This window comes from Chloroflexota bacterium, from assembly GCA_026389585.1.
In the GTDB taxonomy this organism is placed as follows: Bacteria; Chloroflexota; Dehalococcoidia; order UBA2247; family RBG-13-53-26; genus JAPLHP01.
The window spans coordinates 1-9,918 of record JAPLHP010000049.1 but is presented as its reverse complement, the minus strand read 5'-3'; the positions used below and the strand labels follow the sequence as shown (position 1 = coordinate 9,918).

The following is a 9,918-nucleotide window of genomic DNA, read 5'->3' as shown; positions in this document are numbered from 1 at the left end:
GTTTCTCGCTATCTCTGAGCGCTTCTTCAGCCTTCCTCTTTTCGGTGATGTCGTGCAGGATCCCCACAATCCCAACAGGCTGTCCTTCCGAATCGCGCAGGAAACTCACCGTGGTGTCAGTCGGCCTAGTTGAGCCGTCCTTATGTTTCAACTCCAATTCCAAAGACCGCGATGTCTCACTTCCCGGTCTCCTCTTCTCGTCAGCAATCGCATCTGCCAGAATCTGCATGGCCACCTCAAAAGAACGCGCGGTCATTCTTGCTTCCAATGGGCCAGCCATGATTTCCTCGATGCTGTATCCCGACATGCGGGTAGCAGAAGGACTGAAGTAGGTTGGCCTCAGGTTCATATCTAGGACAAAGATAACATCTGCCACGTTCTCGGCCAGCAGACGGTAGCGTTTCTCGCTATCTCTGAGCGCTTCCTCGGCCCTCCTCTTTTCAGTGATGTTGCGGTAGTTTATGACGATACCGTTCAGCCTGGGATCGTGGAGCAGATTGCGGGCAGTTCCTTCGGCCGTGTGCCAGGAGCCATCCTTGTGCCTGAAGCGCACCTCTGTCCCCACACTCTCTCCAGGGTGGTCCCTCACCCATTCAAACAGATCGACGATCTTCCGGACATCGTCTGGATGAATGACCTCCATCACCCCGGGTCCAAACACGCCGCTCATCTTCTGTTCAACAGCCCTTTGAGAATTGGGGCTCTCATACACGATCTCGCCTTCGGCACTCAGCACCGCAATGGCGTCGCTGGCATTTTCGATAAGGGCCCGGAATCGCTCCTCACTCCTCCTGAGAGCCTCTTCCGACTTCCTGCGCTCGCTGACGTCATGAAGTATGCCCAGGACTGCATACGGATGTCCCTTCGAATCCCGCAGGAAACTCACCGTGGTCTCTGCCCAGACTATGGAGTCCTTCTTGTCAATGAACTCCAGCTCCATCATCGGCGAGCCTGAAGCGCTTCCCGGCTGCTCCTCCTCTCTGGCAAGTGCCTCCCGAAAAGTTTCCGTCGCCATTTGAAGCGAAGAAGGTGTCCTCCTCACTGCGCCGGCCATGGCCTCTTCAACGCTGTAGCCCAACAAGTGGGTGACCGAGGGGTTGTAATAGGTCGGCTTCCATTGAAGATCAGTGACCCAGATGACGTCTGACACATTGTCAGCAAGCAGGCGGTAGCGTCTCTCGCTGGCCGCAAGCTCCTCGGCAGCCTTCCTGTGCTCGGTGATATCGTTCAGGAGACAGAGGAGGGCCGGCTTCCCCTCCCACGCGAAAGATGTCTCCCGAAGCTCGACCCATCTGACAGCGCCATCTCTGCCAATCCCCTTGAATTGGAATGATGAAGGGTACTCCTTGCCGCCGACTCTCTTGACATAGCGCCTCATCATCATTTCTCGGTCTTCGGGACAGAGGAAATCCATGAAGGACTGCCCCCGCATCTCTTCTTCGGAGAACCCGCCCAACTCCAAGGTCCTTCGGTTGGCGAAGACGATCTTCCCGTCCTGAACCACCACTATGGACTCATTGGCATTGTTCAGAATCTGCCGTTGCCTTCCCTCGGTCTCGGCCAGGGCTTTCTCTGCGGCTTTCTGCGCGGTGATGTCCTTCATCAAGATGAGCCCTGCTGTCTCCTCCTCATGTTCGGTTCGGATTCCAACGGCTGTGACCCACACCTCTCTGCCGTCCTTCGCCAGAGCCTTCACGTCCATCGTTTTCTGCAGATCACCCTCAATGAAATACCCGGCCATAATGCCGGCGATGCGCCCCTTGTCCTCCGCGGGGATGTAGTCCAGGGGATCTAACCCAACCATTTCCTCGGGGGAGCCAAAGCCGAACATGGCGGCGGCGGCCCTGTTGGCTAGAACGACCTTTCCCGTGCTCGGATGAATGAAGAGCGCGCCTTCAATCATGCTGTCGAACAGGGTCCGGGAAGTGGCAACCCTCAGTCGCCTCGTCGGTTTGTCTTCCGGCCGGCGCTTCATGACCCCATTATACTTGTTGTGTCAATTCCGATTGGATCGTGTCCTGATACTGGTCTGCGGGAACCATGCTGCCGATTATATTGGACTTGAGACAAGTCACGCAGCGTATTCTCACCGCCTCGGGATCCATGCGAACGACGTTTGAGGACGCGTTGCCGCCAGACACACCACGGTTGCCTCAAAAGGGGACGAGAGGCTTGTCCCTGCCGGGGGTTGGACGTCACCCTCACCTTCGTCTTCTCCCTTCAAGTGAGAGGCGATTTCACTTACCCTTGGCGACAGGTGTTAGGAGCGCTTGGCAGAGGTTCGTCTCAAGAGGGTGCAGGCGCAGGTCCCTGCCGCGGCTGCGAGAACCGCTCTTGCCCTCGTCATCTCCCATCGCAAGAGAGTGCAGGGATACGTCCCTGCCGGGGGCTGGGGGTGTCCCTCGATTCCAAGAACTCCCTGGAATCCCCCTTTGACTAAGGGGGTTGAAAAAGGCTCTCGACACAGCCTCCGCCCGAATCACCAGCAGCAACGAGGCGGACATGGCACACCTTGTTGCCTAGCGCGCATCGAGAGCCAAGGGCAGAACAACCCAGAACTAGCTGTTCAGAACGAAGCTGACTGCCTCTTCTCCAGGTGATAGTGATAGACCAGGGGCGCTACTCTCAAACCAGAGTCCACCGCCTGCTGCGACCCCATGAATGCAGTGCTGCCTGCGTCGAAGCCGACATAGAATAGGCCGACTATGGGGGATTTGGCCGACGGCTTATACTTGCCACACTGGCCTATTGTCACACACAGTCCGCAGGCTTCGCCCCCTTGTGCTGGCAGGACTTGATCGCGGCTTGCAGCCGCCACCTGGGCCGGGCCTGAATATGGCCCTTTGGATTCGATTACCGGCACTATTTCGGGGAACATCTCAGCCATCTGCTGGTCCGCTTTCTTCCACAGTGCGGCTATTGTCTTGTCTGCAGGATCGGGCGAGCACGGAGTACCAAAAACCACGAGTTGCTTGCCTGGAGGCCCCATCTCAGGGTCATAGTTGGTCGGCACCAGTACGGTAATGATGAGATCTGCCGGCATTTTGCCTCTCTTGACCTCGTCCTGGCGGTCCAGGTCCCACCAGGCATCATCTGACCAGACCTGATACAGGCCGTATTTGAGTACAGGCTCTTTCAGAATATAGTGGCAGCCGGTAAATCCATTGCTGGGCAGCAGACTCTTCACATAGCTGAGATAGCCCTTGTCAAAGTGCTGTTCGCCGACGAGCTTGAGCACTGTTGGCTGTATGCCGGCATCGCTGACAACGATTGGCGATCTATAGACGGCGTCCCTGGTGATCACGCCGGCTGCCCGGCCATCTTCTATCAGGATCCTCTCGACCCTGGTCCTGTCCTTGATCTCGCTGCCACAATCCTTTATTACCTGGGCAATATCCTCGGACATACGGCCATAGCCGCCGATAGGATAACCCAATGGCTGACCCATGAGGCGCTGGAAAGCCTTGACCACCTCTGAGATTGGAACCAGGTCTATCAATCCCACGTTAAATGCGTGGGTGAGGAAAGCAAGATATCCGTACATGGTACGTGGCATCGTCTCATACCGCCCAAGATACTCCCGAACAGTCGTATCATCGAGGGAATTGATCTTGTCCGGGGGCATTAATGCAATCTCGCCCAGTATCTGTATGCCAACCTCTCGTTCCTTGGCGTTTAGTCCCCATTGGTCGAACATGACGTTGGGATCCGGCAGCACATAAGGGTCCATCTGGGTGACCGTGCGCAACCATTCGCCGCCCGAACGCCGGTACAGATTGCCAATGTTCTTCACGGAAGCCCTGAACTTGGACTCTATTCCGATCGCCCGAAAAGCCTCGAGCCAGGAGCCGCCATTCACAGGCAGTCCGCCTGTGGGCCACAACTCACCCCTGTATCCTTTGACCGAAACTGTCATTTGCTTGCCGCCAACGCGCTCGTTCTTGTCCAGTACCAGGACACGAAGGCCCTTCTTTGCCAGCAGGGCACCACAGGTAACGCCCCCCGGGCCGGCTCCAACCACGATCACGTCATACTTCTCTTTTTTTGCCATTTGATCCTCCTTTGTCCTTGAACTGTTGAGATAGGCGGCAGGAAGCCTGCGACTTGGCCGCCAATCCAATAGAGTATACCTCAACCGCCTTGCCGTCTGTCAGGAAGTCTCCGACAAATGGCACCAGGATTTATCTACCCTTGGTTGTGGAATATTATGCCCACTTTGTGTAGAATTGCCACGATATGAGCCGAAAGGGATTAAGTGGATGAGATGGGGTGATCCTGGTGCCCCGGTCCTGCGGGCATTTGCTGTCATAGCGCTTTTCACTGCTGTCATTGTCTCAGGGCTTCTCTCACCTTTGCCCGGTGGTTTGCTTGCCTCGGAGTCCTATACCTCTGGTGATTCAGCCGCACAAGAGTCCTCCGTAGACTGTGTCCAGATAGGCCTGGCCGGCAGTGTCTCAACCGAAATCAGGGTTGCCCAACTGAGTGGAGAGAGTGTTGTCCTCATTGGGACGTCAAAAGGCTTGTACATAGTCGCTGAGGGAGGTGGCATACAGAGGTACATCTCCACACCCGGCTCGGTTTCGGACATTTCTATGCTGAATGATACGACCGGAGATGGTCAGCAAGAGATAGTGGTAGCAGTCGATGACACAAATTTCCCGAATATTCGTTGCTATGATGGCTATAGTGGTAAGAAGATCTGGCAATTCTCCCCCAAGCAGGCGGCTTTTCTGGAAGATCTGCTATGGACCGACATCCAAACCTCCACCTTCGATGTAGAAACAATCAACGACGTAAATTCGGATGGTTATCAGGATATAGCTGCCACTTCAGGCTACTACCTCTACCTCCTTAACGGGCAAACCGGCGAAGAGATCTGGCGATTCAAGGCTGATGACAACCTTTGGCAGGTAAGGGTTGTTCCCGATGTAGATGGAGACGGGCAGCAAGATCTTGTGATAGGAGCCCAGACCGGCTCTATCTATGTTGTCAGCGGGGCAAAGGGCAACCTGATCTGGGGAGAGAAATTGGCAGAGGAGTGCACCGTATTTGATGACGGGGGCAACAAATGGGTTATCGACAGGTCAATCTGGGATATTGTGCCCATAAAGGTGAACGGCAGAGAAAAGGTCATAGCGGGTTCCGAGGATGGCAAGGTGCGCCTCATCGATCTGAAAGACAAAACCTGTGCCTGGGAAACCGTGCCACTTATTGAATACAGTTCCAGCCTGCAATATCAATACTACCAGCAGAAGAACAATTTGCCCACCGGCCCCGGGGACTCCAATTTCTTTAACCTAAGGGTTTCTATGGTCGATGACGTCAGTGGGGATGGTATCGGAGAAATCCTGGCCTCCACTTACGTGGGGCAAAAGAGTGGCACAGGAAATCAAGGATATGCCGGGACTTCAGGCCTGTTTCTGATAGATTCCGCCTCAGGAGAGGTGATCTGGAAAAAGCCCGGCCTGGACTTAGGGAGCATGGCCAGTGTGGAGACAGCCCATCTCGATGGAAAGCAGGTCATTCTCCTGCCGCAGGAGAAGTCCGGCTCTACAGCAAAGGTGGAGGCGGTCAGCATTCAGGATGGGGAAGCGACGGAGACCCTGGAGATAACGTCCACCTCCTCCACAGGCACGAGTGAATACTGGGTGAAGGAATTCGGCGATGGCAGCTTTATCCTGGTCTCTGACTATGAAGACCTGCTTTGTGTCTCCTCGCAGGGTGAGGTACTGTGGCACTATCCACGGATAAACGATGTTGCTGTGGAGAAAGGCGATTTCACCGGGGATGCCACACAGGATTTGTTCGTCTGGTCAAAACAGCAAATTGGAAACTGGGGAGATGGGGTCGGTGCGAGGATACTATATGTGATAGATGGAGCCACCCAAGAGAAAGCCTGGTCCTATGAGATACCCTACGAAGAGCTATCAACTATCGAGGGCATAGCCGGCATCCAGGTGAGCCCGGACATCAATGGAGACGGGAAGCAGGATATCGTTGGTTTTGCATGTCCCCGGTCAGCGGGAGAGACCGGAGAGGGTTTCGCAATAATGGCTTTCAGCGGCAGAGATGGCTCAATCCTGCTCGACCAGCCAGTGGTGACTCAGGACTACTACGGCCTCTGGGATCAGCTCTACAAGGCAAAGAACTCGTCCCCTGAAGAATTTAAGTCATTAGTTGGTGAAATACTGAGCAAGGGCGTAAAGGAAACCTACTATGATGCTTATGAGAGACTTGATGAAAGGCCATATCTGAAGGCATTGGTGGACGATTTTGTACAGCAGATACTGACTCAAAAAGGCGAATATAACCCTGATTGGCTGGATGGGCAGGTGCAGCAGCTAAGCAGCGATATGGAAGCGTGGGGGCAAGGGAAAAAGATCTATAAGCAAATAGAATCCCTGGATATCATCAATGTCCGGGGAGAGATCGCTTTCATAGTCGGCTGTCGTCAAGACATATTCCTCATCAGCCCCAAGGGTGAGCTTCTGTGGACCAAGACCAACAACCCCTGGGTATACGAAGATCCCTTCTTCAGGTTAAACCCCACGGGGATGGAAACCAAAGCCCAATGGGATACATGCTATCAGTCTCCTGGTGATGTAAACGGCGACGGTGTAGATGACCTGGTAGCTTGTGATTACTCGGCAGTGTATACGCTGATAAGTGCCTGGGAAGAAGACAGACTGGATTTCAGGTCTGACCCTCCTGCTCAGTCGATATTCAAGGCCGGTCTAAAGGAGAATACGAACCCACACGAGATGAGCCTGGTCGATGATATAGATGGTGATGGCATCAGGGAAGCCTCCTTTTTTGTGAACCGAGAGAACCGCCCTCGTCTTTGGAGGATATGCTCGCCGGATAGCGGGAAGATGTTGATTGAAAGGGAATGGGAAGGGGAGGACAACGGGTGCGATTTCTCCACTGCCGACTTCAATAATGATGGCTACCTTGACCCTGTCTTTTACTGGAGGAGGAGTAGTGATTATGAGGGGAGACCGCTGGTAGAAGTCTTGAGTGGAAAAGATGGAAACAGCATGTGGCAATTCACGGAGTTTCAGGGATGCGGCATGTTCGATCAGATCAATCTGCGGGAGCTTATGCCAGTTACTACGATACCAGACCTGAACGGTGATGGAATTGCTGAACTTGCTCTGATCAAGTTCCTGCCGGACCAGCCTGGGGCACGCGTGGTGGTATATGACGTCGTTAATAATCAACTCCTAAAGGACATTGCCATCGAGAAGTTCGATGAAAATAGGAAGTGGGATCGCAGATGGCAGCCCGGCGCCTTCATCGAGCCGGTAGCCGATTTCAATCAGGACGGAGTCAGGGAGATAGCGGTGCTGTCAATGATAGGCGAGACGGGCGCAGAGAAGGAAGTACAACTGATGGTGGTTGACCTGGTGAATGAGCGTGAGATAGCTGAGTTCCGGATAGCCGGCTCAGGTCTCATGGATACAGGAGCACAGGGCAAGCTGGTTATGTTAGGGTTGAGCGGGGAACTCTACTTCCTCGACCTGGCCAGCAATCTCCGCATTACTTCCCCGGGCGATGGGGATACCGGAACCTCCCCCATCAGAATCCAATGGGAAGGTGCCGATCCGGGAGCTCTCAACCTGGTATTCATCGATGGGATTGAGGTGGCCCGGACTAACGAGACCGAGGTCACTGTAGCGATTGCTCGGGGGGAGCACGAACTAATGGTCCGTTCTATGGATGAATATGGCAGGGATGTGTCCGTTACAGCGACATTTACAGTGAAAAAAGGTGACATAGCCGTGCCGCTTGCCTGGGTGGCCATGGTGGTGCTTGCTTTGGTGGCCATTTCACCGGTACTACGGAGAGTATTCACCCGATATCGCCGCAAAGGAATACGACGTTGAATAAGAGTCTGATGATTGAGACCAGCCAGCTGACCAAACGCTTCGGGAAGTTCAAGGCTGTGGATGGCATCGATGTAAAGATTGAGGAAGGCACTGTCCATGGTTTCATCGGACCAAACGGGGCAGGGAAAACAACTACCATCAAGATGCTGGTGGGCGCTATAAGGTGCACCGCCGGTGCAGGATCCATCAAGGGCTATCCCCTTGGATCAGTGCCAGCAAGACAGCTGGTGGGCTACTCCCCGGAGCGCCCTTCCTTCTACAGCGATATGGCCGCCATTGACTATCTGGTCTATATGGCAAGACTGAGTGGAGTGAAGGGCGACGTGCGGGGGAAAGCTGCAGAACTCCTGGATTGGATTGAGCTGGGCGACTTTGTGGAAGCGAAAGTAAAGGGCTTCAGCGCCGGTATGAAGCAGAGGCTCAGTCTTGCTCAAGCCCTGATTCACGAGCCAGAGGTTCTCATCCTGGATGAACCAACGGCCAACCTTGATCCCACAGGCAGGATGTCAATCCTCGACAAATTACGGGAGACTTCAAGGAGGCGAGGGATCACTATCTTCATCAGCAGCCATATTCTGTCAGAGCTCGAGCAGTTGGTTGATTCTGCAACTCTGATCAACAAGGGTCAGATAGTAGCGGAGGACAGCATGACCAATCTCAAGAAAGCATACTCCAGGAACCGCTACTTGTTGAAGACCTCGAACAACGAGGCTGTCCTGAAGACTCTGAAGAAAAAGGTGACGCTGGCGGACATTTGGTTTGATGCCGAGGGCTTCGCCCACCTTGCGACTGAAGACGACGAGAGGTTGAAGCAGGAAGTGGTGAAGGCCATTGCCGAAACGGGGACATTGCTGGAACACTTCAGCAGAGAGGAAATAACCCTGGAGACTATCTACCGCAAAGCGATAATGGAGAAGGAATGAGATTTCAGGTTGTCTTGGGCAAGACCCTGGGCGATTTAATGAGCCTCAAGCGCACAATACTGCTCGTTCTCATTGGTTTATCGATACCGCTAGCTGTATCCTTCGCGTGGCGATCCGAGATGGCAAAGACCCCCATGTCTCTGGAGATGCAAACCCACTACGTAATCGACAACTTTGCCATACTCCTCTATATGTGGTTGGCAGGCTTCTTTCTGGTGTTATCAGTGGTTGCCACAGCCGCCGGCTTTATCTCCAAGGAGGATTCTGACGGCACCCTGCTTCTCCTAGTAACCAAGCCGATAAAGAGATCGGAGATAGTGCTGGGGAAATTCCTGGCTCTGGTACTGAACACCGCGCTTCTACAAGCGACCGTCTTGCTTCTGTCTGTTCTGGTGTTCTGGATTGTGGTGCCCATCGACCCGGATACCTTTGATGCCCTCATAGGTCTTTTGCCCTGGATGTTTCTCTACTCACTTCTAGTGACCATTGTTTTTGGTTCCATCGCGGTTGGTCTGTCTACCCTGATGAAGAGCAGAGTGAAGATAACCGTAGTGCTCATGCTGATTGTCATGTTGGTTTTCTTTGTTGGGATAATCCCTAGAGTGTTGTTCACCAGCACTTATGAGCGCTATCATCTGTACTATCCAGACCTGGGCTATCACCTGGGCAATACCTTTACCATATCCATGGACCGGGCAGAAACCGGGCAGTTGAAGCCGGAAACCCAGGCTTTTATGACTGTATTTGCTGGCACCTATAAGGGCGTGCAGGAGGGCCTTGACCCCGATATCGGCGCCATGCCTCCTTCTCTGGAGATGACCAATTATGTAGCTCCTACAATCTCAGTGGTAATCTTGATTGGAATATCCGTGATCATGCTCATTCTGGCTATGTGGGCAATAGAGAGGAAAGAGGTGCATTGACTCACGGTGCCTTTCCGCCCGATTTCCGACAAGTAGTGCGCGCGTGTTGTTGTCCAGCGAAAATGTCACCCTAATTGTTCAGCGAATTTGTCACCCCTTGTCATAAAAGGCTTTGTAAGATCTACGCCAAGGATGATGCGGACCTGGCTTGTGTCCATTACTGCGGAGCGGGCGGTTGACCAT

At 53.7% G+C, this 9,918-nt stretch carries 5 protein-coding genes; 3 read left to right on the top strand and 2 right to left on the bottom strand.

The features are described 5' to 3' along the window. A partial coding sequence (locus NTZ04_04040) for a PAS domain S-box protein (protein ID MCX5991487.1) occupies nucleotides 1–1,975 on the bottom strand: 1,975 nt, incomplete at its 3' end. A gap of 591 nt (nucleotides 1,976–2,566) precedes the next feature. Further along, nucleotides 2,567–4,051, bottom strand: a complete 1,485-nt coding sequence (locus tag NTZ04_04035) for an NAD(P)/FAD-dependent oxidoreductase (protein MCX5991486.1) — start codon at nucleotides 4,049–4,051, stop codon at nucleotides 2,567–2,569. 208 nt (nucleotides 4,052–4,259) lie between these two features. Here NTZ04_04035 and NTZ04_04030 point away from each other — a divergent pair, with 208 nt between their 5' ends. Genes NTZ04_04030 through NTZ04_04020 form a run of 3 tightly spaced genes read left to right on the top strand, consistent with a single transcriptional unit; the run spans nucleotide 4,260 to nucleotide 9,735 of the window. Next, complete coding sequence (locus tag NTZ04_04030; GenBank protein MCX5991485.1) at nucleotides 4,260–7,886, top strand: PQQ-binding-like beta-propeller repeat protein; 3,627 nt, start codon at nucleotides 4,260–4,262, stop codon at nucleotides 7,884–7,886. Then, entirely contained in the window at nucleotides 7,883–8,812 is a 930-nt protein-coding gene (locus tag NTZ04_04025; protein MCX5991484.1) for an ABC transporter ATP-binding protein, read from the top strand. Before NTZ04_04030 ends, NTZ04_04025 begins: the two co-directional genes overlap by 4 nt. Then, complete coding sequence (locus tag NTZ04_04020; protein MCX5991483.1) at nucleotides 8,809–9,735, top strand: ABC transporter permease subunit; 927 nt, start codon at nucleotides 8,809–8,811, stop codon at nucleotides 9,733–9,735. The genes NTZ04_04025 and NTZ04_04020 overlap by 4 nt, the downstream gene beginning before the upstream one ends. The last annotated feature ends 183 nt before the right edge of the window (nucleotides 9,736–9,918 follow it).

What these genes read in the sequence shown, in the direction of transcription:
- NTZ04_04035 (MCX5991486.1), bottom strand. Translation starts at nt 4,051, where the DNA reads ATGGCAAAAAAAGAGAAGTATGACGTGATCGTGGTTGGAGCCGGCCCG.
- NTZ04_04030 (MCX5991485.1), top strand. Translation starts at nt 4,260, where the DNA reads ATGAGATGGGGTGATCCTGGTGCCCCGGTCCTGCGGGCATTTGCTGTC.
- NTZ04_04020 (MCX5991483.1), top strand. Translation starts at nt 8,809, where the DNA reads ATGAGATTTCAGGTTGTCTTGGGCAAGACCCTGGGCGATTTAATGAGC.